The organism is Kitasatospora sp. NPDC088783, assembly GCF_044750705.1.
Classification (GTDB): domain Bacteria; phylum Actinomycetota; class Actinomycetes; order Streptomycetales; family Streptomycetaceae; genus Kitasatospora; species Kitasatospora fiedleri.
Map to the genome: position 1 here is coordinate 260,635 of NZ_JBIVKJ010000007.1, position 21,295 is coordinate 281,929.

22 protein-coding genes are annotated in these 21,295 nt (G+C 75.4%); 10 read left to right on the top strand and 12 right to left on the bottom strand.

Annotated features, from left to right (window positions below; translation table 11 throughout):
- Positions 1-32: 32 nt before the first annotated feature.
- Together ACIP60_RS21435 and ACIP60_RS21440 are read left to right on the top strand one after the other, a co-directional pair.
- The gene (locus tag ACIP60_RS21435; RefSeq protein WP_400686724.1) at positions 33-629 is read left to right on the top strand and encodes a TetR/AcrR family transcriptional regulator; all 597 of its coding nucleotides are present in this window, start codon (positions 33-35) and stop codon (positions 627-629) included.
- A complete protein-coding gene (locus tag ACIP60_RS21440) occupies positions 629-2,260 on the top strand; it encodes an acyl-CoA dehydrogenase family protein (protein WP_400686726.1) in 1,632 nt (543 codons plus the stop codon). Before ACIP60_RS21435 ends, ACIP60_RS21440 begins: the two co-directional genes overlap by 1 nt.
- Positions 2,261-2,288: 28 nt before the next feature.
- Here the strand turns inward: ACIP60_RS21440 and ACIP60_RS21445 are convergent, their stop codons facing one another.
- Genes ACIP60_RS21445 through ACIP60_RS21460 form a run of 4 tightly spaced genes read right to left on the bottom strand, consistent with a single transcriptional unit; the run spans position 2,289 to position 6,307 of the window.
- A complete protein-coding gene (locus tag ACIP60_RS21445; protein ID WP_400686728.1) occupies positions 2,289-3,503 on the bottom strand; it encodes a sensor histidine kinase in 1,215 nt (404 codons plus the stop codon).
- On the bottom strand, positions 3,500-4,237 hold the full coding sequence (cseB, locus tag ACIP60_RS21450; RefSeq protein ID WP_400686730.1) for a two-component system response regulator CseB: 738 nt from the start codon (positions 4,235-4,237) through the stop codon (positions 3,500-3,502). Before cseB ends, ACIP60_RS21445 begins: the two co-directional genes overlap by 4 nt.
- Positions 4,234-5,886, bottom strand: a complete 1,653-nt coding sequence (locus tag ACIP60_RS21455) for a class F sortase (protein WP_400686732.1) — start codon at positions 5,884-5,886, stop codon at positions 4,234-4,236. Before ACIP60_RS21455 ends, cseB begins: the two co-directional genes overlap by 4 nt.
- 31 nt (positions 5,887-5,917) lie before the next feature.
- On the bottom strand, positions 5,918-6,307 hold the full coding sequence (locus ACIP60_RS21460) for a sortase-dependent protein (protein ID WP_400686734.1): 390 nt from the start codon (positions 6,305-6,307) through the stop codon (positions 5,918-5,920).
- 261 nt (positions 6,308-6,568) lie between these two features.
- Between ACIP60_RS21460 and ACIP60_RS21465 the strand changes: the two genes are divergently transcribed.
- Positions 6,569-7,054 carry a hypothetical protein gene (locus ACIP60_RS21465; protein WP_400686736.1) on the top strand — a complete coding sequence of 162 codons (486 nt, stop codon included), beginning with the start codon at positions 6,569-6,571 and terminating at the stop codon, positions 7,052-7,054.
- Here ACIP60_RS21465 and ACIP60_RS21470 read toward each other — a convergent pair.
- Positions 7,023-7,259, bottom strand: a complete 237-nt coding sequence (locus ACIP60_RS21470) for a DUF2277 domain-containing protein (RefSeq protein ID WP_400686738.1) — start codon at positions 7,257-7,259, stop codon at positions 7,023-7,025. The genes ACIP60_RS21465 and ACIP60_RS21470 overlap by 32 nt on opposite strands.
- A gap of 107 nt (positions 7,260-7,366) precedes the next feature.
- A complete protein-coding gene (locus tag ACIP60_RS21475; protein ID WP_400686740.1) occupies positions 7,367-8,047 on the bottom strand; it encodes a 4'-phosphopantetheinyl transferase family protein in 681 nt (226 codons plus the stop codon).
- A gap of 168 nt (positions 8,048-8,215) precedes the next feature.
- Here ACIP60_RS21475 and ACIP60_RS21480 point away from each other — a divergent pair, with 168 nt between their 5' ends.
- On the top strand, positions 8,216-9,631 hold the full coding sequence (locus ACIP60_RS21480) for a choice-of-anchor A family protein (RefSeq protein WP_400686742.1): 1,416 nt from the start codon (positions 8,216-8,218) through the stop codon (positions 9,629-9,631).
- A 67-nt stretch (positions 9,632-9,698) separates the two neighbouring features.
- Here the strand turns inward: ACIP60_RS21480 and kynU are convergent, their stop codons facing one another.
- Positions 9,699-10,928: a kynureninase gene (gene kynU, locus ACIP60_RS21485; protein WP_400686744.1), complete on the bottom strand. Its 1,230-nt coding sequence runs from the start codon at positions 10,926-10,928 to the stop codon at positions 9,699-9,701.
- 63 nt (positions 10,929-10,991) lie between these two features.
- Complete coding sequence (locus ACIP60_RS21490; RefSeq protein ID WP_400686746.1) at positions 10,992-11,819, bottom strand: tryptophan 2,3-dioxygenase; 828 nt, start codon at positions 11,817-11,819, stop codon at positions 10,992-10,994.
- Positions 11,820-11,984: 165 nt separating this feature from the next.
- Here ACIP60_RS21490 and ACIP60_RS21495 point away from each other — a divergent pair, with 165 nt between their 5' ends.
- The gene (locus ACIP60_RS21495; RefSeq protein ID WP_199846969.1) at positions 11,985-12,422 is read left to right on the top strand and encodes an Lrp/AsnC family transcriptional regulator; all 438 of its coding nucleotides are present in this window, start codon (positions 11,985-11,987) and stop codon (positions 12,420-12,422) included.
- Here the strand turns inward: ACIP60_RS21495 and ACIP60_RS21500 are convergent.
- Positions 12,406-12,975 (bottom strand): TetR/AcrR family transcriptional regulator, encoded by a 570-nt coding sequence (locus ACIP60_RS21500; RefSeq protein WP_400686749.1) that lies wholly within the window; start codon positions 12,973-12,975, stop codon positions 12,406-12,408. The genes ACIP60_RS21495 and ACIP60_RS21500 overlap by 17 nt on opposite strands.
- Positions 12,976-13,085: 110 nt before the next feature.
- Between ACIP60_RS21500 and ACIP60_RS21505 the strand changes: the two genes are divergently transcribed.
- Positions 13,086-14,483, top strand: a complete 1,398-nt coding sequence (locus ACIP60_RS21505; RefSeq protein WP_400686751.1) for an MDR family MFS transporter — start codon at positions 13,086-13,088, stop codon at positions 14,481-14,483.
- Between the two features lie 286 nt (positions 14,484-14,769).
- On the opposite strand, the gene ACIP60_RS21510 is transcribed toward ACIP60_RS21505, so the two are convergent.
- Complete coding sequence (locus tag ACIP60_RS21510; RefSeq protein WP_400686753.1) at positions 14,770-15,408, bottom strand: MarC family protein; 639 nt, start codon at positions 15,406-15,408, stop codon at positions 14,770-14,772.
- A gap of 17 nt (positions 15,409-15,425) precedes the next feature.
- Positions 15,426-15,743: a barstar family protein gene (locus ACIP60_RS21515; protein ID WP_400686755.1), complete on the bottom strand. Its 318-nt coding sequence runs from the start codon at positions 15,741-15,743 to the stop codon at positions 15,426-15,428.
- 114 nt (positions 15,744-15,857) lie between these two features.
- Between ACIP60_RS21515 and ACIP60_RS21520 the strand changes: the two genes are divergently transcribed.
- From ACIP60_RS21520 to ACIP60_RS21530, 3 genes are all read left to right on the top strand, one after another.
- Positions 15,858-16,421: a DoxX family protein gene (locus ACIP60_RS21520; RefSeq protein WP_100836008.1), complete on the top strand. Its 564-nt coding sequence runs from the start codon at positions 15,858-15,860 to the stop codon at positions 16,419-16,421.
- Between the two features lie 38 nt (positions 16,422-16,459).
- A complete protein-coding gene (locus ACIP60_RS21525; RefSeq protein WP_400686757.1) occupies positions 16,460-16,981 on the top strand; it encodes a hypothetical protein in 522 nt (173 codons plus the stop codon).
- Positions 16,982-17,247: 266 nt separating this feature from the next.
- The gene (locus ACIP60_RS21530; RefSeq protein ID WP_400686759.1) at positions 17,248-19,074 is read left to right on the top strand and encodes a glycosyl hydrolase family 18 protein; all 1,827 of its coding nucleotides are present in this window, start codon (positions 17,248-17,250) and stop codon (positions 19,072-19,074) included.
- Between the two features lie 144 nt (positions 19,075-19,218).
- On the opposite strand, the gene ACIP60_RS21535 is transcribed toward ACIP60_RS21530, so the two are convergent.
- A complete protein-coding gene (locus tag ACIP60_RS21535; RefSeq protein ID WP_100836005.1) occupies positions 19,219-19,782 on the bottom strand; it encodes a MarR family winged helix-turn-helix transcriptional regulator in 564 nt (187 codons plus the stop codon).
- A 139-nt stretch (positions 19,783-19,921) separates the two neighbouring features.
- On the opposite strand from ACIP60_RS21535, the gene ACIP60_RS21540 reads away from it, so the two are divergent.
- Entirely contained in the window at positions 19,922-21,208 is a 1,287-nt protein-coding gene (locus ACIP60_RS21540; protein ID WP_400686762.1) for an MFS transporter, read from the top strand.
- The last annotated feature ends 87 nt before the right edge of the window (positions 21,209-21,295 follow it).

Sequence of the window (21,295 nt, forward strand, 5' to 3'; positions counted from 1 at the left end):
TGAAGCAGTGAATCAGTGCTTCAATCCTTTCCATGGCCTACCGACGCACCGCCGCCGTCCAGGCCCGGCTGGACGACCGCCGCGAGACCGTCCTGCGGGCCGCCACCGCCCTGCTCGCCGAACGCGGCTACGCCGGCTGCTCGGTGTCCGCCGTCGCCGAACGCGCCGGCATCGCCACCGGCAGCGTCTACCGGCACTTCGACGGCAAGGCCGACCTCGCCGTCACCCTGTTCCGCACCGTCTGCGGACGCGAGATCACCGCCGTCACCGAGGCCGCCGAACGCGCCGCCGACCCGCTCGACGGCATCGCCGCCCTGGTCGCCACCTTCGCGGCCCGCGCCCTCCAGGCCCCCCGCCTCGCCTACGCGCTGCTCGCCGAACCCGCCGACCAGGACGTCGAGGCCGAACGCCTGGTCTTCCGCCGCGCCTTCCGCGACCTGATCGCCACCCGGATCGACCGGGCCGCCGCGCTCGGCCGCCTCCCCGCCCAGAACGCCGAACTGACCGCCGCCGCGATCGTCGGCGCGGTCGCCGAGGCCCTGGTCGGACCGCTCACCGACGGCCGCCCGCCCGGGACCGTCCTGCCCGAGATCGTCACCTTCACCCTGCGCGCCCTCGGAGGCCACTGATGGCAACCACCCACGAGGTCACCAACCAGGTGCCCGCCCCGTACGGCCACGACGTCGCCGCCGACCCCACCCTGCTGGACGCCCTGCACCGGGCCGGCGCCGACTGGGCCGTCGAGGAGCTGCACGCCCTCGGCCGCCTGGCCGGCACCGAACAGGCCGCCGACTGGGCCCGCCTGGCCAACGACAACCCGCCCGTCCTGCGCACCCACGACCGCTACGGCCACCGCGTCGACGAGGTCGAGTTCCACCCGTACTGGCACGAGTTGATGCGCACCGCGGTCGAACACGGCCTGCACGCCGCCCCCTGGCGCGACGACCGCCCCGGCGCGCACACCGCCCGCGCCGCCAAGTTCCACGTCTGGGGCCAGGTCGAGGCCGGACACACCTGCCCGGTCTCGATGACCTACGCCGCCGTCCCCGCCCTGCGCACCACCCCCGCACTCGCCGCCGCCTACGAACCGCTGCTCACCGCCCGGGAGTACGACTTCGGCCTGCGCGAACCGCACGGCAAGCGCGGACTGATCGCCGGCATGTCGATGACCGAGAAGCAGGGCGGCTCCGACGTCCGCACCAACACCACCCGCGCCGTCCCCGCGGGCGACGGCACCCACCGCCTCACCGGCCACAAGTGGTTCACCTCCGCCCCGATGTCGGACGTCTTCCTCACCCTCGCCCAGGCCCCCGGCGGCCTCTCCTGCTTCCTGCTGCCCCGCGTCCTGCCCGACGGCACCCGCAACGCGCTGCGCCTGCAACGCCTCAAGGACAAGCTCGGCAACAAGTCCAACGCCTCCGCGGAGATCGAGTACGAGGACGCGGTGGGCTGGCTGGTCGGCGAGGAGGGCCGCGGCGTGCGCACCATCATCGAGATGGTCAACATGACCCGCCTCGACTGCACCACCGGCGCCGCCTCCGCGATGCGCCACGGCGCCCTGCGCGCCCTGCACCACGCCGGCCACCGGCGGGCCTTCGGCAAGGACCTGGTCGACCAGCCGCTGATGCGCAACGTCCTCGCCGACCTGGTCGTCGAGTCCGAGGCCGCCACGGCGATCGCCATGCGGCTGGCCGAGGCCACCGACCGGGCGCTGGCCGGGGACGAGCAGGAGGCGCGCTTCCGGCGGCTCGGCCTGGCCGTCGCCAAGTACTGGGTCTGCAAGCGCGGCCCCGGCCACGCCGCCGAAGCGCTCGAGTGCCTGGGCGGCAACGGCTACGTCGAGGAGTCCGGCATGCCCCGGCTCTACCGGGAGGCCCCGCTGGTCTCCATCTGGGAGGGCTCCGGCAACGTCGCCGCGCTCGACGCGCTGCGCGCGATGGCCCGCCAACCGGAGAGCCTGGCGGCCGTGTTCGCCGAACTCGACACCGCGAGCGGGCTCGACGCCCACTACGACGGCGCCCTCGCCGCCCTCCGCAAGGACCTCGCCGACCCCGAGCACCTGGAGTACCGCACCCGCCACCTGGTCGAACGGCTCGCCCTCGCCCTCCAGGCGTCCCTCCTGCTGCGCCACGGCCACCCCGCCGTCGCCGAAGCCTTCACCGCCACCCGCCTCGGCGGGCGCTCCGGCCTCGCCTACGGCACCCTGCCGACCGGCCTGGACACCACCGCGATCCTCGGCCGCATCCCCGACCTGCCCTGACCGGCCGGCGGCCCGGTCGGGCGGCCGGTCAGCGGCCCGGCCCGGGCAGCACCAGGCGGGCCAGCGCGCCCCCGTCGGGGTGGTTGGCCAGCCGCAGCCGGGCGCCGATCGCCTCGGCGTGGCCCTGGGCGATGGTGAGGCCCAGGCCGTGGCCGCCGCCGCGCTCGCGGGCCCCGGTGCGGAAGCGGCGGGGCCCCTCGCGCAGCACCTCCTCCGGGTAGCCGGGGCCGTGGTCGCGGACGGTCACGACACCGCCCTCGACGGTGACCAGGACCGGGGCGCGGCCGTGCCGGTGGGCGTTGGCCAGCAGGTTGACGAGGACCCGGTCGAGGCGGCGCGGATCGGTGCTGACCACCGCGTCGCCGGCGATCCGCAGCTCGGCCCCGGTACCGGCGGCGGCCACCACCCGGGTCAGCAGCGGCCCGAGCGGCAGGTCGGCCAGCTCCGGGGCGTCGGCCCCGGAGTCCAGCCGGGAGACCTCCAGCAGGTCCTCGGTCAGGTCGCGCAGCGCCCGCACCCGGTCGCGGACCAGCTCGGTCGGCCGGCCCGGCGGCAGCAGCTCGGACGCGGTCAGCAGGCCGGTCAGCGGGGTGCGCAGCTCGTGCGCCACGTCGGCGGTGAAGCGCTGCTCGCCGGCCAGCCGGCCGCGCAGCGCGGCGGACATCGAGTCGACCGCGGCGGCCAGTTCGGCCACCTCGTCGCGGGGCCGGCCGAGCGGCCCGATCCGGGCGTCCGGGTCGCCCCCGGCGATGGTGCGGGCGGTGCGGGCGGCGGTGCGCAGCCGGCTGCTGATCCGGTCGGCGGCCAGCACCCCGGCGAGCACGGTGACCAGCACGGACAGCGCGGCGCCGACCGCCACGGCGCGGTCCAGGTCGGCGATCGCCCGGGCGTCCCCGGCGTAGTCCATCCGCACCGACAGCACCCGCCCGTCGGCGCCGGCGGCGGCCCACAGCGCCGGGCCGTTCGGGCCGGGGCCGAGCACCGAGCCCCGCCGGCCGCGCTCGGCGAGCCGGCGCAGGTCCGCGGGCAGCGCCGGGTCGTCGGCGGCGGCGTGCCAGCCCGCGACCAGCTCGCCGGTCGCGTCGTAGCCGGTGAGCACCGAGTCGAGCGCGGCCATCGCGGACGTGCGGGCCTGGTCGGTGTGCTGGCGCACCGACGCCTGGTGGACCAGGACCCCCACCGCGAGCGCGACCAGGCAGGAGACCAGCGCGATCACGGCGGCGATCTGCCGCCGCAGCGTCACGGCGTCCGCCGCAGCTTGTAACCGAAGCCCCGGACGGTCTCGATCCGGGCGGCGCCGATCTTCGCCCGGAGCCGCTGGACGTGCACGTCGACCACCCGGCTGTCGGCGCCCCAGGAGTAGTCCCAGACCCGCTCCAGCAGGGTCTGGCGCTCCATCACCACGCCCGGCGCGGCGGTGAACTCCAGCAGCAGCCGCAGCTCGGTCGGGGTGAGCGGCACCGGGCGCCCGGCCACCTTGACCTCCATCGCGCCGGTGTCCACCTCCAGGTCGTCGATCACCCGCACCGGGTGCGCCGGGTCGGCGGCGGTGGTGGCGGGAGAGGCGGCGGGGGCGGCGGGGGCGACCGGGTCGAAGGAAGTGCGCCGCAGCACGCTGCGGATCCGGGCGACCAGGACGGCGGTCTCGAACGGCTTGACCACGTAGTCGTCGGCGCCCGCCTCCAGGCCGGAGATCACGTCGATCGGCTCGGTGCGGGCCGACATCATCAGGATCGGCAGCCGGCTCTCCTCGCGGACCCGGCGGCACAGCCCGACCCCGTCCAGCAGCGGCAGCATCACGTCGAGCAGCAGCAGGTCCGGCGGGTCGGCCCGGAAACGCTCCAGGCCCTCCAGGCCGTCGGCCGCGGTGACCACCGGGAAGCCGTAGCGCTCCAGGGCGAGTTGGGTGGTCTCGCGGATCACCTCGTCGTCCTCGACCAGCAGGATGCGCGGGGCGCCGGGCACGGGAGTGGTCATCGGGTCCTCGTCGGGGCGGGTCGGGCGGTGTCGCGGGCCGGGCCGTCCGGCACCGGGGTGGCCCGGGCCGGGCCGTCCTGCGCGGGGCCGTCCTGCGGGGGGACGGCGGTCCGGCCGGGGGCCGGGGCGGGGCTCGCGGAGGGGACGGGCGTCGGCGCCGGGGTCGGGGCGAGCACCACCAGCGGCCCGCAGGCGTCCGCCAGCAGGCAGCCGGAGACGTCCACGCCCGGCCCGAGGACCTTGATCCGCCGGTCGACGAAGACCATCCGGTCGGTGTTCCAGCGGTAGGTGCTGCTGGTCTCGGCGAACGGGCCGGTGGGCTCGTGCACCACCAGGTCCGCGCCGACCGTCTCGGCGGTGAAGTCCGGCGCGGCCGGCACGGCCAGCACCGGTAGCACCTCGCGGCCGCGCAGGGCGTAGACGTGCAGCACGGCCCGCGGGGAGTCGGGGCCCGCGTCGAACAGCACGGCGGTCAGCAGTTCGGGGCGGCCGTCCCCGTCGAGGTCGCGGTACTGGGCGGGGCGGACCGCGCAGTGCGCGCACCCGGCGGCCAGGGCGGTCCGCTCCGGCGGGCCGAGGGCCGGGTCCGCGGCGAGCAGGGTGCGGGCGTCGGTCCCGGTGAGCGCGTCGAGCGCCAGCCCGGGCAGCGGGGCGGGCTTCTGCTGCTCCACCGCGGCGGGCCGGGTGGGCGTCGGGCCGGCCGCGGCGTCCGGCCACAGCGGCTGCGGGCTCGGGTGGGCCCGGACCGGCCGGGCCGCCCCGGCGTCCTCCAGCGCGCCGGGCGCCCGGCAGCCGGTGGCCGCGACGACGGCCAGCAGGACGAGCAGGAGGCACCTGGACAGGCCGGTGCCGGGGGTCCGGGTCCTCACGTCGAACGGCGCCTTTCGGGGGTCGGGCGGGGGAGCTGCCAGTCTGCACCACCGGAGCGGGGCGCCCCCCCGCCCCGGGGGGGGGCCCCCCCCGCCGGGGGGGCCCGCGCCCCCCCCCGGGCCCGCCCCGGCCCCCCCGCGCCCCCGCGCCCGGCACGGCGACGGCGGCAGCGGGTCGGCGAAGACCACGATGTTGTCGGAGTAGTGGCCGTTGCCGCCGAGCGTGCCGCCGCAGGTGACCAGCCGCAGCTGCGGGCCCGGGGCGTCGCCGTAGACCAGCTCGGTCGGGAACGCGTCCTTGGGGTACTGGTGCAGCTCGCGCACCCGGTAGGAGAGCGTGCTCCCGTCCGCCCGCCGGACGTCGACCCGGTCGCCCGGACGCAGCCCCGGCAGGCCGTGGAACACCGCCGGACCCTTGCGGGTGTCGTAGTGCCCGAGCAGCACGGTCGGCTCGTCCGGCCCGGGCACCGGGCCGCTGCGGTACCAGCCGACCTGCCCCGGCCGGTCCAGCGGCGGCACCTGCACGGCGCCGTCCGGATCGAGTCCGACCCCCTCCACCGGCGCGTCCACCCCGATCCGGGGCACCAGCACCCGCACCGGCGGCGAGAACGCGGCCCGGACCGGCGCGGAGGCCGTGGCCGCCCCGGACGGCGGCGCGGCGACGGCGGCCGTCCCGGCCGGACCGCCCACGGCGATCCGCACCGGCGCGGGGTCGGCCCCGCGGGCGGCCACCAGCGTCGCCCCGCCGCCGATCAGCAGCCCGACCGCCAGGGCCGGCACCCACCAGTGGCGCCGGCCCCGGCGGTCCTCGTCAGACCCGGGCGCCGGCACGACGCCGGACGACGAGCAGGCCGATCCCCGCCGCACCGGCCGCCGCCAGCCCGGCCCCGAGCACGAGCCCGGTCGCCGAACCGCCGCCGCCCGCCCCTTCACCGGTCTGCGCCCCGCCCTTGGGCAGGACGCGGCTCCCCCCGTCGGCGGGCGCGGCCGCGGCCCGGGTGGGCGCCGGGCTCGGCACGGGGGTGGCGGCGGCGTCCGGCCGGGCGGACGGCGCGGCCGAGACGGCGGGAGCCGGGGCGGCGGGCACCGGGCTGGCGGAGTCGGCGAACGCGACGGCGCCCGGCAGCGCGAGCACACCGACGGCGACGGCCGGAGCCAGCGCGAACCGCACCGCGCGGCGGATGGACGTGGTACCTGACATGCGGGAACCTCCCCTTGCGCGTCCCCCGCCGCCGGACGGCCGCGGGTCGACGACGCTCACGCTAGGAAGCCCGCCCCTCGGCCGGCCGCCGACCGCGTAACGGCCACCGCCCGGCTCTGTAACAGTCCGCCGCCGTCGCGCCGACGCGCTGTGGTGGGGCCGCCCGTCCGGCGGGCTTTCCGCCGTCGGGCGGGCGGATAAGCGCTGCTAGCGTGACCGGAGTTCCGTCCCCCGTGTCGTGGTTGAAGGGTTGCGCCCGCGATGGCCAAGTTCCTGCTGAGTCTGCACCTGCTGGTCGTGGCGCTGTGCATCGGTCCGGTGGCGGTGGCGGTGAGCATGTTCCCGCGGAAGGCGAGGGCCGCGCTCGCGGCGGGCCCGGAGCAGCCGGGCGCGCAGGTCTCGGTGCGGCTGCTGCACCGGATCAGCAACGTGTACGCGCTGATCGGGCTCGGCATCCCGGTGCTGGGCATCGGCACCGCGCAGGTGATGGGGGTGCTGGGCAACGCCTGGCTGATCACGTCGATCGTGCTGACGGCCGTCGCGGCGGGCGTGCTGCTGCTGGTGGTGCTGCCCGGTCAGCAGGCGACCGTGGACGCGCTGGACGCGACCGAGGACCGGGACGCCGAAACGGCCCGCGCCACCGGCAGGTTGCGGACGCTGCCGATGACGGCGGGCGTGTTCAACCTGCTCTGGGCGGTGGTCCTGGTGCTGATGGTCATCCGGCCGGGGTCGACGAACGGGGCGTGACCCCGCGGACCTCGATCGAGGCGAGCAACTGGGTGGTGGCCGCCGCGACGGCGGCCACCGCCGCGTCGAACGCCTCCCGGTTGTGCGCGGCCGGCGCCCGGAACCCGGAGACCTTGCGGACGTACTGGAGCGCCGCCGCGTGCACGTCCTCGGGGGTGGCGTCGGAGGTCATCGGCGGGCGGAGCGTCTTGATGCTTCGGCACATGCCTCCAGTCTGCCGCGCCCGGCCGACTCCCCGCCGGGGTTCGGGGAAGCCGCCGGGACCGCGCCGACCGCCCCCGCCCCCGGCGGGCCGCCGCCGGGCCGCCGCCGTCAGGGCGCGCCGACGGGCCCGGCCGGCTCCACCAACCGGATCGGGAGGGTCGCGGCGGCGGTGAACAGGGCGTCGGGGGTGGTCAGTTCGAGGTAGTGGAGGTCCTGGTCCCGGTGCTGGAGCGGCGGGTCGAGGGGGAGGTGGGACAGGTCGAGGCTGCCGAGGGTGTCCAGGGAGGCGCGGCCGAGCTTGATCAGCGCCTCCTTGCGGACCCACAGGCGCAGGAAGGCCCCGGTCGGGTCCGGCCGGCTCCGGACCAGGGCGCTCTCGGCCGCGGTGAGGACGTGCCGGAGGGTGGCCGGGTCGGTGCCGCGGGCGCCGAGGTGCTCGACGTCGACGCCGATCGGGACGGGCCCGGCCGCGGCGGCGATGATGCCGCTGGTGTGGGAGAGGCTCAGGTGCGTGTCGGGGCGGTCGGTCAGGTGGGGGCGGCCGTGCTCGGTGCTGCCGCAGCCGGGGCACCGCTGGCCGAAGGCGATCGCGGCGGGCTCGGTGCCGAGCTGGGCGGCGGCGCAGTACCGGACGAGCAGGTGCGCGGCCAGGTAGTCGTCGCGGTCGGCGGGGCGCCGAAACCGCCTCAACCGCTCGCGTTCGAACGCGGTGAGCAGCCGCTCGTCGGCGTCCGGCCGGGCGAGGACCTCGGCGGTGGTGGCGAGCATGGCGAACGGCGGGTTCGGCACGGTTCTCCCTTTCCGGGCTGGCACCTTCACTGACGGAATATCAAAGTAGTCCGTTCGAATGATCGTCCGGCGCGTCCGGGCCGACCCGTCCGGGAGCGGTGTGCCGGTTCCTCTTTGCTGGCCGGTGTCTGCTGTCTGCTGACCCATCCGTCAACGAGAGGGGTGCCCGTGCGACACGGTGTCCGCGGCAAGAACCCGCTGCTCCGCTTCGCCGTGGTGGCGGCGCTCGCCGCCGCTCCGCTGCTCACCCTGGCCTCGGTCGGCCAGGCCGACCAGCTGGCCCCGCCCTTGGGGCCGTGTTCGGGCCCGGACTGCCCGAGCACCTGGGGCCCGCCGCACACCGGGCCGTTCAACGGGGCCGACGCCTCGCTCAACATCTACGTGGGCGGCGACTACCTGGTGCGGCAGAACGCGGCCGAGGCCGAGGGCAAGATCGCGGTGGTCGGCAACCTCGACATCAACAAGGCGATGGGCGGCGCCTTCAACATGGGCGTGGTGGGCGTCGGCTCGATGGTCACCCCGCCGAACGCCTCGGACCACGTGACGGTGGGCGGCTCGGTCGCCGTGGACGCCTCGCAGGCGAACCCCAGCCGGCTGTTCATCGGCGGCACCGACTTCTTCGTCCAGCCGCCGAAGGCGCTGTGGGGCAACCTCAAGTACGGCACCACGCTGACCGGCGCCTACGACATCACCCCGGACGGCCAGGCGATCCGGGACCCGGCCGCGATCGACGCGTTCCGCGGCCTGACGCCGGTCATCGAGGACCACTCCGCCTGCATGGCCCGGCAGACCGCCACCGGCACGGTGGTGGACGACGGGACCACCGTCACCTTCACCGGCGACGGCACCAGCGCCCGCCAGGTGTTCACCTACGGCCAGAACATCGGCACCGACGGCGGGCGCCGCTCCCTGGTGTTCGCGGGCGTCCCGGCCGGCGCGACGGTGATCGTCAACATGACCGGCAGCGACGTGACGGTCAACACCAACAGCGGCACCGGCGCGGCCGACGACCCGCTGACCGTCCTGCGGCCGAACCTGATGTGGAACTTCCCGACCGCCACCGGCGTGACGGTCACCGGCGACGCCCAGTGGCAGGGCTCGATCATGGCGGGCAACCCGGCGGGCACCACCACGCTCTCCAACCCCGGCACCAACGGCCGGGTCTACCTGGCGGGCAACCTGCTCCAGCAGGGCAGCGCCGGCACCGAGATCCACAACTACCCGTTCAACGGTGACCTGCCGGTCTGCGGCGAGAGCCCCAGCCCGTCCCCGTCGCCCACGGACAGCACCAGCCCGAGCCCGAGCCCGTCGCCGAGCGACTCGACCAGCCCGTCGCCGTCGCCGTCCCCGTCGGACAGCGAGAGCCCGAGCCCGTCGCCGAGCACCAGCACCAGCCCGGCGCCGTCGCCGAAGAGGAGCACGCCGGTGCCGACCGGGTCGGCCTCCACCCCGGTGGGGCCGCCGCTGCCGGACACCGGCGGCGGTGACCTGGTCGGCCCGGCGGCGGGGGCCGCCGCGGTGCTGCTGGGCCTGGGCGGCGGCGTGATCGCGCTGGCCCGCCGCGGCCGGGGCCGCCACAGCTGACGCGGCTGCCGCACCAGGACGGCCGGGGCCCGCGGGCCCCGGCCGTTCGCCGTGCGGGCACGGAGGGTCAGGTGACGTCGCCGCGGCGGGCGAAGCGCTCCGCGCGCCACTCGCCGCCGGCCAGCACCTCGCGCAGGGCCGTCGCGGCGTCGTGCACGTCGGTGCGGGAGAGGTAGAGCGGGGTGAAGCCGAAGCGCATCAGGTCGGGGGCGCGGAAGTCGCCGATCACACCGCGGGCGATCAGCGCCTGGACGACCGCGTAGCCGTCGGGGTGCCGCAGCGCGACCTGGCTGCCGCGCCGGGCGGGCTCCCGCGGGGTGACCGGCTCGACGTCCAGGTCGGCGGTCAACTCCAGGAACAGGTCGGTCAGTTCGAGGCTCTTGGCGCGGACGGCGGCCGGGTCGGCCAGCTCCCAGACCTCCAGCGCCGCCTCCAGCGCGGCCAGGCCGAGGATCGGCGGGGTGCCGGTGAGGAAGCGGGTGACGCCCGCGGCGGGCCGGTAGCCGGGCTCGAAGTCGAACTGCCGGGCGTGGCCGAACCAGCCGGTCAGCGGCTGCCGGGCGGCCTCCTGGTGGCGGGCCGCGGCGTACAGGAAGGCGGGTGCGCCGGGGCCGCCGTTGAGGTACTTGTAGCCGCAGCCGACGGCGAAGTCGACGCCCGCCGCGTCGAGTTCGACCGGCAGCGCGCCCGCGGTGTGGCACAGGTCCCAGACGGCGAGCGCCCCGGCGGCGTGGATCCGCTCGGTGACGGCCGCCATGTCCAGCAGTTCGCCGGTGCGGTAGTCGGCGTGCGAGAGCAGCACCACGGCGGTGTCCCGGTCGAGGGCGGCGTCCAGGTGGGCGGCGGAGTCCAGCAGCACCGGCCGGGTGCCGGGGTGCAGCGCGCCCAGGCCGTCGGCGATGTACAGGTCGGTGGGGAAGGCGTGCCGCTCGGCGAGCAGCGCCGGGCGGCCGGGGCGCAGCCGCAGGGCCGCGCCGAGCACCTTGAACAGGTTGACCGAGGTGGAGTCGCAGACCACCACCTGCCCGGGGGCGGCGCCGAGCAGGTGGGCGCCGAGCCGGTCGCCGAGCCGTCCGGGCTGGTGGAACCAGCCGGCGTCGTTCCAGGACCGGATCAGCCCGCCGCCCCACTCGCCCTCGACGACCTTCGCCAGGTGGCCGGGGGTGCGGCGGGGCAGCGCGCCGAGCGAGTTGCCGTCGAGGTAGAGCACCCCGTCGGGCAGCGCGAACTCGGCGCGCAGGGCGTGCAGCGGGTCGGCGGCGTCGCGGGCCGCGCACTGCTCACGGGTGGGGGTCACGGCGTTGCTCCCGGGGGGTGCTCGGAGGGCGCGTTCATCGGGTGTCGCGTTCGCAGGTCGCGTTCAGAGGTCGTTGCGGACGGCCCACAGTTCGGGGAAGACGTCCTGGTCGGCGGCGTGCTTGAGCCAGCTGAGGCCGCTGGAGCCGCCGCTGCCGGGCTTGCCGCCCATGGTGCGCTTGACGGCGGAGTAGTGGCGCTGGCGCCAGCGGGTGACGCGTTCGGCGGTGTCCAGCAGGGCCTCGCCGAGCCGGACCAGGTCGGCCAGCGCGGGGTCGGTGTAGACCGCCCGCCAGGCGGCCTCGACCGCCTCCTCGTGCCGGTGCCGGGCGGTGACCGGCCGGGCGGGTATCGCCAGGCCGCGCCGGGCCAGCACGGCCAGCGCCTCGTCGTACAGGCTGGGGGTGCGCAGCGCGGCGAACAGCGCGTCGTACTCGGCGGGGGAGTCCCGGTACATCTCCAGCAGGCCCTCGCTGCGGTTGCCGAGCAGGAACTCCAGCCGCAGGAAGGCCGAGGACTGGAAGCCGGACGCCTCGCCGAGGACCGGGCGGAAGGAGTTGAACTCGGCGGGCGTCATGGTGGCCAGCAGGTCCCAGGAGCCGGTCAGCACGTCCTGGGTGTGCTGTCCGCGGCGCAGCGCGGCCAGCGCGCCGTCCAGGTCGTCGGCGTGCAGGGCGGTGCGGGCGGCGGCCCAGTCGCGCTCCAGCAGGTCGAACAGCAGCTCCATCACCTGGGTGGTGACGATGAACGCGTACTCGGCGGGCTCGGCGCTGCGCGGCCGCTGGAGGGAGTGCAGCTCGGCCAGGCGCACGTACCGGGCGTAGGGGGTGGACGGGCCGGGCTCCTGGTCGGGGCCGAACCGCAGGTGGGGCTGGTGGGTCTGGCCGGTCATGGCCGCTACCTCCTCGGTGCCGCCCGCTCGGGTCGCGGCGGGCGCCCCCCATTGTGCGGCGCGGCGGCCTGCTCTTGAATGGGCGTCGTAGCCCGGATGGGGGCACCGGCCTGCCGTTCGCAAGGCGCTGCCGCCCGATCGCCTGACGAACGCAAAGGAGCCGCCGTGGACGCGGTGGACCGCCTGCTGCTGGCCGAACTCCAGGCCGACGCGCGGCTGTCGTACAACGAGCTGTCGCGCCGGGTGAACCTCTCCCCGCCGGCCGTCGCGGAGCGGGTGCGCCGGCTGGAGGCGGACGGGGTGATCACCGGCTACCACGCGCACCTGGCCCCGGCGAAGGCCGGGGCGGCGGTGATGGCGCTGGTCACGGTGGAGTGCTACGGGGTGCGCTGCCTGCTGCGCGACCCGGAGGTGGCGGGCTGGCCGGAGGTGTTCCAGCTGCACCGGGTGACCGGCGGGGCGTGCTGCGTGCTGCTGGTCGGGGTGCCGGACATGCCCTCCTTCGCGCGGCTGACCGACCGGCTCGGCGGCTACGGGCAGCCCACCAGCTCGATGATCCTGTCCAGCCCGGTGCCGTGGCGGCCGCTCACCCCCGGAGCGTGACGAGCGGGAGCAGGACGTCGTCGACGATCTCCTCCAGCACGTGGTCCGGCACCGGGGCGGAGCTGGTCAGCATCTCCTGCCGGAGCAGGTCGAAGGGCAGCGCCCGGATCCGCGGGGTGAGCCGCGCCGGGTCGGCCTCGCCGCGGGCGACGGCGCGCTCGTACAGCGCCTCGGTGCCGTCCGGCCCGGTGGCGTCGAGGAGTTCGGCGGGCGGGGTGCCGGTCGCCCGGTGGTAGCCGGCCAGTTGGACGCTCATCAGCGCGACCAGGTCGGAGCGGGTGGCGTTGATGGCCCGCATCAGGGTGAGCACGTCCCCGCGCAGGCTGCCGGTGTCGGGCACCGCCAGCCGGGAGCGCTCCAGCACGTGCCCGATGGCGGCCCGGGCCAGCGCGTCCCGGTCCGGCCAGCGGCGGTAGAGGACGGGCGGGCTGGTGCCGGCCCGCTTGACCACGGCGTCCACGGTGAAGCCGGCGTAGCCGGTCTCGGTGAGCTCCGCCCAGGCCGCGTCCAGCAGGGCCGCCTCCAGGGCCGCGCCGCGGCGTCGTTCGGCCATCCGCTCCTCCTCGGTCTCGGTCGCACCTCTAGATAGAGTTGCCTATCTTATTCGCGGGCCCTACGGTGGGGACCGCAAGATAGGACTCTATATCTTAAGGGGGCCCTGCCGTGATCCGGCACGCCCGCGCGACGGCCACCGCCGCCGCCCCGCCCGAACCCGTCGACCCCGCCGTCCGGCGCCTGGCCGCCACCGTCGTGGTCGGCGCCCTCGCCGTGGTCTTCGACACCACCATCACCAGCGTCGCCCTGAACGACCTCGCCGCCGACCTGCACGCCCCGCTCGCCACCGTCCAGTGGGTCGGCACCGGCTACCTGCTGGCCGTCTTCACCACCATCCCGCTGGCCGGCTGGGCCCAGGCCCGGCTCGGCGGCAGACGCCTGTGGACCGGCGCCCTCGGCGTCTTCCTGCTCGGCTCGCTGCTCTGCGCCCTCGCCCCGAACGCCCCCGCGCTGATCGGCGCCCGCGTCGTCCAGGGCGTCGGCGGCGGCGTCATGATGCCGCTGATGGCCACCCTGGTCATCCAGGCCGCCCGCGGCCGGGGCCTCGGCCGGGTGATGGCCGCCGTCACCCTCCCCACCGCGCTCGGCCCGATCCTCGGCCCCGTCCTCGGCGGCCTGATCCTGCACCTCGGCGACTGGCGCTGGCTCTTCCTGGTCAACCTCCCGTTCTGCGCCGCCGGCGCCTGGCTCGCCCACCGCAACCTCCCCGACGACCGCCCCGCCCCCGGCGCCCCGCGCCCCCGCCTCGACACCGTCGGCCTGCTGCTCCTCCCGCCCGGCACCGCCGCCCTGCTCTACGGCCTGTCCCGGACCGGCACCGGCGGCGCGCCCCTCCCGCTGCTCGCCGGAGCCGCCCTGCTCACCGCGTTCACCGTCCGCGCCCTGCGGCGCCCCGGCGCGCTGGTCGACCTGCGACTGCTGCGCCACCGCCCGCTGGCCTCGGCGTCCGCGCTGGGCTTCCTCGGCGGGGTCGTGCTGTACGGGGCGATGGTGCTGCTGCCGCTGTACTGGCAGCAGGTGCGCGGCCAGGACGCGCTGGGTGCCGGACTGGCGCTGATCCCGCAGGGCGTCGGCGTCCTGCTGGCCCGCGCCCGGGCCGGCGTGCTCACCGACCGGCTCGGCCCGCGCCCGGTCGCCCTCGGCGGATTCGCCCTGACCGCGGCGGCCACCGTGCCGTTCGCCCTCGGCGCGGACAACGGACTCCTGCTCGGCGCGGCCCTCCTGCTGCGCGGCGTCGGCCTGGGCACGGCGATGGTCCCGCTCGGCAGCGCCGGCTACCTGGGCCTGGACCGCGGACAGGTCCCCGACGCCAGCGTCATCACCCGGGTCGCCCAGCAGATCGGCGGCTCGGCCGGCACCGCCCTGCTGATCGTCGTCCTCCAGCACGCCACCACCGCCACGGGCACCCCGGCCGACGGCTTCACCACCGCCTTCACCTGGTCCGCCGCCCTCACCGCCCTGGCCGTCCCGCTCTGCCTGCTGCTGCCCCGCCGGGGGAGTGCCTGACGGTGCGCGGGTGGGGGCGGGGGTGCCTGGTGGTGGGCGTGGGGGATCGGGGAGGGAGGCCGGGAGGGGGCGGGGAGGGATCGGCCCGGGGAGTGCCTGACGGCGCGCGGGCGCGGGCGGGGGCGCCTGGCGGTGGGCGTGGGGGATCGGGGAGGGAGGCCGGGAGGGGGCGGGGAGGGATCGGCCCGGGGAGTGCCTGACGGCGCGCGGGCGCAGGCGGGCGGCGCGTCACGGGCTGGTGTCTGGTGCCGGGGCCGGGCGAAGGGGATCGTCCCGGGTCCGGGGGTCAGTGGCCGTTCTTCGGTTCGGCGAGGTGGACGCCCAGGCTCTCCAGGCCGTAGAGGACCATCTCCACGCCGACCGCCGCCAGCAGGAGGCCGAGCAGGCGGGACACCACCTCCAGGGAGGTGCGCCGGCTGGCGCGCAGCAGGGGGCCGAGCAGCAGGACGCAGGCGCAGTCCACCGCGATCACCGCCACGTACATGGCGGCGACCGTGGAGTGCCAGCCCAGGGTGTCCCGGGTCAGCGACTCGACCAGCAGGGCGGTGATCGCCAGCGGGCTGGCCACGTACGGCAGCAGCAGTTCGCGGATGCCGTCGGCGAGCGGGTTGGCGAGGTGCTCGCCGTCCTTGCCGCCGCCCAGGTGGATGCCCAGGACCAGGGCCACCGCGTAGATGAAGAAGATCACCCCGCCGGCGATCTGCAGCGACTGGTCGGAGATGTGGAACAGCGCGGCCGTGAAGTCCGCGCTGTACGCCAGCACCAGGCCGACCAGGGCCGCGACCAGCGAGGAGGCCAGGGTGAGCTTGCGCAGCTCGGCCGGGGTCCGGGTCTGGCTGAGCTGCGCGAACGCGAGCAGCACCTTGGGCGGGCCGACCACGGCGAAGAACGTGACGAAGACGGTGCTCAGGGAGATCGCCGACATGCGCCCATGATGGGCCGTCAGCGCAGCCGGACGGTGACGCCACCCTGGCGCAGCACGTCGAGGACCGCGTCGAAGTAGGAGCGCTCCTCCTCGTCGGGACCGGTCACCCGGCGGGTCAGCGCCTGCGCGGAGGCGGTCGACCCCTCCCAGACCAGGGTGAACGGCGGCCGGGGGCCGAAGCCGCCGCGCAGGCAGTCGGCCAGGGCGTCCAGGTTGCGGCCGTAGTAGCCGTCGGGGGCCTGCACGGCGCGGCCGAGCTCGGCCCAGAGCGAGGGCTCGTCGGTGATCCGCTGGCCGTGCAGGACGTACGCGGACGGCTTCGGTGCGGTGGGCATCGGGTGCTCCTGTCTGGCGGTGCGCGTCGCCCGGATGGGTTCGCCGGGTCGAACGGGGCCGGTGCGCGCGTTGGGATGGGCCCCAAGTCTTCTCTTCCACCCCTGGGGCAACACATGACCTGTCTGCACCGCAAGGATCTCGGCCTGCTGGCGCTGCGCACCGCCGTCGGGGGTGTCCTGTTCGCGCACGGGGCGCAGAAGCTGTTCGGCTGGTTCGGCGGCCCCGGGCCGGAGGGCACCGCGCAGGCCATGGAGCACATGGGCTTCCTGCCGGGCGACCGCAACGCGCGGGCGGCCGGCCTGGGCGAGGCGGGCGGCGGCGCGCTGCTCGTGCTCGGCCTGGCCACCCCCGCGGCCGGCGCGGTCGTCGCCGGGACGATGGCGGGCGCGATCTCGGTGCACGCCCCGGCGGGCTTCTTCGCGCAGGGCGGCGGCTACGAGTACCCGGCCCTGCTGGGCGCCTGCGGCGCGGCGCTGGGCGTGGCCGGCGCGGGCCGCTACTCGGTGGACGCCGCGCTGGGGCACGCGCTGGCCCGCCCGTGGGTCGGCGCGCTGGCGTTCGCGGCGAGCGCGCTGGGGGCCGCCGTGGTGGTGGCCCGCCGGCAGGACGAGGTGCGCCGGCGGGAGGCGCGGGCCGCGGACGAGGCGGCCCGCGAGAACGGGACCGGGCTCTCCTGAACCGCGCCGACCGCTCACGACCGAAGGGATCCGCACCGATGAAGAAGCGATCGACCCGGGCCGCCGCCGGCTGGACGGCCGCCGCCCTGCTGGGCGCCGCGGCGCTGTCCGGCTGCTCCTCGGACGGCTCGCCGTCCCCCGCGACGTCCTCGGCGCTGGAGGGCGCCAAGTCGGCGGTGGCCTCGGCGGCCTCCTCGGCGACGGCGGCGATCGGCTCGGCCGCCTCCTCGCTGGGCGCCTCCGCGCAGGCCGCCGCCTCCTCGGCGCTGGCGAGCGTGAAGGGCGGGCTGGACGCGAAGGACGACGTGGCGCTCGGCAAGGCCGCCACCGGCTCGGACGGGAAGCTCTCCGTCCCGCTGACGATCACCAACCACGGTTCCCAGTCCGGCAAGTACACGATTCAGGTCAACTTCGACGACGGGTCGGGGAACCTGCTGGACGCGGTGGTGGTGAACGTGCCCGAGGTGGCGGCCGGGGCGTCCGCGCAGGCCACGGCGGAGAGCAACCGTTCGCTGGAGGGCAGCGTGACGCCCGTGGTGGCGAACGCGCTGCGGTACTGACCGGCCACCGAACCTTAAGCGTGGCGTAAGCGTCAGGTCCCGCTCTTGACGGTCGAGTTGGTCTAGTCCATTTTACTTGGCAGGTGCAGGGAGCCCCTGGGCCGGCGTCGGTGGTTCAGACCACCGGCGCCGGTTCGGCTTATCCGCACCCGGTGTTCGTGCAGGCCACCGCTCGATTCCCCCGCCATGCCCAGGTCGTGCGACCCCACCTCGCACGGTGCGTGCCTGGACCTGACGGGACCCCCACAACCAGGAGTCACGCAGCCATGCTTCGTTCCGTTTCCCCCCAGTCGCCCTCGCGGCGGCGGCCGAAGAGCTGGGCCGCGCTCGCGGCCGGCACCGCGGCCTCCCTGCTGCTCGGCGGCACCCTGGCGCTGACCGGCGGCACCGCCCAGGCCGCGCCGACCAACTCGACCGGCGCCCCGGCCACCAGCGGCGGCATCAAGGTCGCGTACTTCGACCAGTGGTCGATCTACTCGAACGCGTACTACCTCAAGACGATGCAGGACACGGGCGCCGCCGGGAAGCTCGACTACATCATCTACGACTTCGCGAACATCAACCCGACCACCCTCTCCTGTTTCGAGGCGAACAAGGCCGCGTCGCAGAACGAGGACGACCCCAACGCGGGTGACGGCGCGGGCGACTCGTTCGCCGACTACCAGAAGAGCTTCGGCGCCGACATCTCGGTCGACGGCGTGGCCGACACCTGGAACCAGCCGATCGTCGGCAACTTCAACCAGATCAAGAAGCTGAAGGCGAAGAACCCGAACCTCAAGGTCCTGCTCTCGATCGGCGGCTGGACGTACTCCAAGTACTTCTCCGACGCCTCGGCGACCGACGCTTCCCGCAAGAAGCTGGTCTCCTCCTGCATCGACATGTTCATCAAGGGCAACCTGCCCTCCGAGGGCGGCTACGGCGGCCCGGGCACCGGTGCCGGCGTCTTCGACGGCTTCGACCTCGACTGGGAGTACCCGGGCGGCGGCGGCCACACCGGCAACCACGCCGCGCCGGCCGACAAGCAGAACTTCACCTCGCTGCTCGCCGAGTTCCGCAGCCAGCTGGACGCCCAGGGCAAGACCGACGGCAAGACCTACGGCCTGGCGGCCGCGGTCGGCGCCGGCCAGGACAAGATCAAGAACGTCGAGACCGACAAGATCGGCCAGTACCTGACGTTCCTCGACATCATGACGTACGACATGCACGGCGGTTGGGAGGCCCAGGGCCCGACCAACCACCAGGCCCCGATCTACACCAACCCGAACGACCCGATGACCCCCGTCCCGGGCGGCAACGGCAAGTACTCGGTGGACGCGGCGGTCAAGGCCTACACCGTGGGTGACCCGCAGTACGGCATCCCCGGCGGCTTCCCGGCGAAGAAGATCAACGTCGGCGTCCCGTTCTACTACCGCGGCTGGACCGGCGTCTCCGCCGGCACCACCCACGGCCTGTTCCAGAAGGCGTCCGCCCCGGCCCCCGGCGGCACCTACTCCGGCGGCGTCGCCGGCATCAAGATGTACAAGGAGCTGACCGGCTTCGTCGACAACCCGGCGTACACCTACTGGGACGACACCGCCAAGGCCGCGTACTTCTACGACGGCACCACCTTCTGGTCCGGCGAGAACGCCCAGTCCGTCCAGGCCAAGCTCGACTACGCGCACTGCAACGGCCTCGGCGGCTCGTTCATGTTCTCGATGTACGACCTGGGCACCCAGACCGCGCTGTTCGACAAGACCGTGAGCGCCACCAACGGCTCCGCCGCGTCCTGCCCGGCCGCCCCGACCCAGTCGGCCACCCCGTCGGCCTCGGCCTCCGCCTCGCAGTCGGCCAGCCCGTCCGCGTCCGCCTCGCCCTCGAAGTCGGCCAGCCCGTCCGCGTCGGCCTCGCCGTCGCAGTCGGCCAGCCCGTCGGCCTCCGCCTCGACCGGCACCTGCTCCGGGGCCCCGAGCTGGAGCGCCTCGGCGGTCTACGCCACCGCGGGCACCAAGGTCTCCTGGAAGGGCCACTACTACACCAACAAGTGGTGGACCACCAACGAGGACCCGTCCCTGAGCGGCCAGTGGGGCGCTTGGACCGACAACGGCGCCTGCTGACCACCGGTCGGCCGGCTGATCCGCTGAGCTGAACCCCGCGAGGGGCGCGAGGAGAGTGATCTCCCCGCGCCCCTCGTTCGCGTTCCCGCTCCGGTCGTCCCGGTCGTCCCGGTCGTCCCGGCCGTCCCGGCCGCCGGTGCCGGGTCAGCAGGTCAGGTCGTCGGTGCGGCCGAGCGCGTCCGGCTGGGTCTCCTCGATCCGGCGCAGCATCCGGGTCAGGGTGGCGGCCAGCTCGGGGCGGGCCCCGCCGGGGACGTCCTGGAGCAGGTCGGCCTCGAAGACGGCGGCCATCCGCATCAGCTCCAGCCACTTGTCGCGGCCCTCGGCGGTCAGCTCGATGATCACCCGGACCCGGTTGGCCTCGTCGCGCGCCCGGGTGACCAGGCCCTCGGCGACCATCCGGTCGATCCGGTGGGTCATCGCGGCCGGGGTCAGGCCGAGCCGCTTGGCCAGCTCGCCCGGGCCGAGCTGGTAGGGGGCGCCGGTGAACACCAGGGCCTTGAGCACCTCCCACTCGGCGGAGGTGATGCCGAGGGTGGCCAGCTGGCGGCCGTAGGCCACGTTCATCCGGCGGGCGAGCCGGGAGACGGTGGAGACGATGGTCTCCACCTGCGGGTCCACCAGCGGGAACTCCCGCTGGTAGAGGGCCACCTGCTCGGCGATGCCGAGCTCGGCGGCGGTCTGGGGCTCCGCTCTGCGTGCGCTCATGCGGTCATTGTCCCACGCAGGGTGCAGCTGTTAAGCCTTTGCTGTCGTAAGCTTTCTCTGGTAAGACTTTAGGTCTGAAATCTTACGGAGTAAAGCCGTGGCGGGGAGCCCGGCCCGACGTGTGGAAAAGGGGTGTCCAGTGAAGGAGTGGGGCGGTCGACTGCGCCGCGTCCAGATCGGCAACGCGCTCAGCGCTTTCGGCAGCGGCTTCACCTTGCCGTACATGTTCGTGTACGTGGACCAGGTGCGGGGCCTCGGGGCCGCGGCGGCGGGCGCGGTGTTCACCGTGTTCGCGCTCGCCGCGCTGGCCGTGCTGCCGTTCACCGGCCGCGGCATCGACCGGTACGGGCCGCGCCCGGTGCTGCTGGCCGGCACCGCGATGGCCGCCGTCGGCGCGTTCGCCTTCGGGCAGGCCGCGAGCACGTCCGGGCTGCTGCTCTCCTCCTTCCTGTTCGGCGCCGGCGTCACCACCTGCCAGCCCGCGCTGGCCACGATGATCGTCCGCTGCACCGGGCGCACCGAGCGCTCCCGGGCCTTCGCGCTCCAGTTCACCCTGGTCAACCTCGGCATGGGCATCGGCGCCCTGGTCGGCGGCCAGATCGTCGACACCGCCGACCCGGCCAGCCTGACCAGGCTGTTCACCATCGAGGCGCTGACCTTCCTCGGCCTGGCCGCCGTCACCGGCACCGCGAAGATGCCCCCGGTCGCGGTCGAACCGGCCCCGGCCGGCGCGGCGGCGAAGCGCGGCGGCGGGCTGCGGGCGATGGTCGCCGACAAGGCGATGCTGCGGCTGTGCGTGCTCGCCGGGCTGATCTTCTTCACCTGCTACGGGCAGTTCGAGTCCGGCGTGGCCGCGTTCGCCACCGACACCGTCGGCACCGCGCCGTCCACCCTCGGCCTGGCCATCGGCGCCAACGCGCTGACCATCGTGCTGCTGCAGATGTTCGTCGTCCGGATCACCGAGCGCCGCCGCCGCACCACCGCGATGGCCGCCGCCGGCGCGGTCTGGCTGGCCGCCTGGGGCATGGCCGTGGTCGCCGGGCTGATCCGCACCGAGGCGATGGCCGCGACGGTGGCGATCGTCGCCGTCTACGCGCTGTTCGGCGTCGGCGAGTCGCTGCTCGCCCCCACCATGGGCCCGATCGTCGCGGACCTGGCGCCCGCCCGGCTGCTGGGCACCTACAACGCCGGGTACGCCCTGGTGAAGCAGATCGCCGTCGCGGTCGGCCCCGCCGTCGGCGTGCTGCTGGTCGGCTCCGGCACCTGGCCGCTGTACCTCGCCGCGATGGCGCTGTGCACGCTGCTGATCGTCGCCCTCGCCGTCCGGCTGCGCGAGCACCTCACGCCCGCGCAGGACAACGTCCGGGTGCTGTCCGTCCCGCGGCGCGAGCAGCGGAAGGCGCGGGAGCTGCAGACCGCGGCCTGAGCGGGGCCCGAGCGGACACGGCGCCGCCCGTCCGGGAGGAACTCCTCCCCGGACGGGCGGCGCCGTCGTTCCACCGGGCGTCGGGCT

Excerpts from the sequence above, each read along its gene's own strand:
- ACIP60_RS21435 (WP_400686724.1), top strand. The coding sequence starts at position 33 with ATGGCCTACCGACGCACCGCCGCCGTCCAGGCCCGGCTGGACGACCGC.
- ACIP60_RS21440 (WP_400686726.1), top strand. The coding sequence starts at position 629 with ATGGCAACCACCCACGAGGTCACCAACCAGGTGCCCGCCCCGTACGGC.
- cseB (WP_400686730.1), bottom strand. The coding sequence starts at position 4,237 with ATGACCACTCCCGTGCCCGGCGCCCCGCGCATCCTGCTGGTCGAGGAC.
- ACIP60_RS21460 (WP_400686734.1), bottom strand. The coding sequence starts at position 6,307 with ATGTCAGGTACCACGTCCATCCGCCGCGCGGTGCGGTTCGCGCTGGCT.
- ACIP60_RS21465 (WP_400686736.1), top strand. The coding sequence starts at position 6,569 with ATGGCCAAGTTCCTGCTGAGTCTGCACCTGCTGGTCGTGGCGCTGTGC.
- ACIP60_RS21470 (WP_400686738.1), bottom strand. The coding sequence starts at position 7,259 with ATGTGCCGAAGCATCAAGACGCTCCGCCCGCCGATGACCTCCGACGCC.
- ACIP60_RS21490 (WP_400686746.1), bottom strand. The coding sequence starts at position 11,819 with ATGACCGGCCAGACCCACCAGCCCCACCTGCGGTTCGGCCCCGACCAG.
- ACIP60_RS21500 (WP_400686749.1), bottom strand. The coding sequence starts at position 12,975 with ATGGCCGAACGACGCCGCGGCGCGGCCCTGGAGGCGGCCCTGCTGGAC.
- ACIP60_RS21510 (WP_400686753.1), bottom strand. The coding sequence starts at position 15,408 with ATGTCGGCGATCTCCCTGAGCACCGTCTTCGTCACGTTCTTCGCCGTG.
- ACIP60_RS21515 (WP_400686755.1), bottom strand. The coding sequence starts at position 15,743 with ATGCCCACCGCACCGAAGCCGTCCGCGTACGTCCTGCACGGCCAGCGG.
- ACIP60_RS21520 (WP_100836008.1), top strand. The coding sequence starts at position 15,858 with ATGACCTGTCTGCACCGCAAGGATCTCGGCCTGCTGGCGCTGCGCACC.
- ACIP60_RS21525 (WP_400686757.1), top strand. The coding sequence starts at position 16,460 with ATGAAGAAGCGATCGACCCGGGCCGCCGCCGGCTGGACGGCCGCCGCC.
- ACIP60_RS21530 (WP_400686759.1), top strand. The coding sequence starts at position 17,248 with ATGCTTCGTTCCGTTTCCCCCCAGTCGCCCTCGCGGCGGCGGCCGAAG.
- ACIP60_RS21535 (WP_100836005.1), bottom strand. The coding sequence starts at position 19,782 with ATGAGCGCACGCAGAGCGGAGCCCCAGACCGCCGCCGAGCTCGGCATC.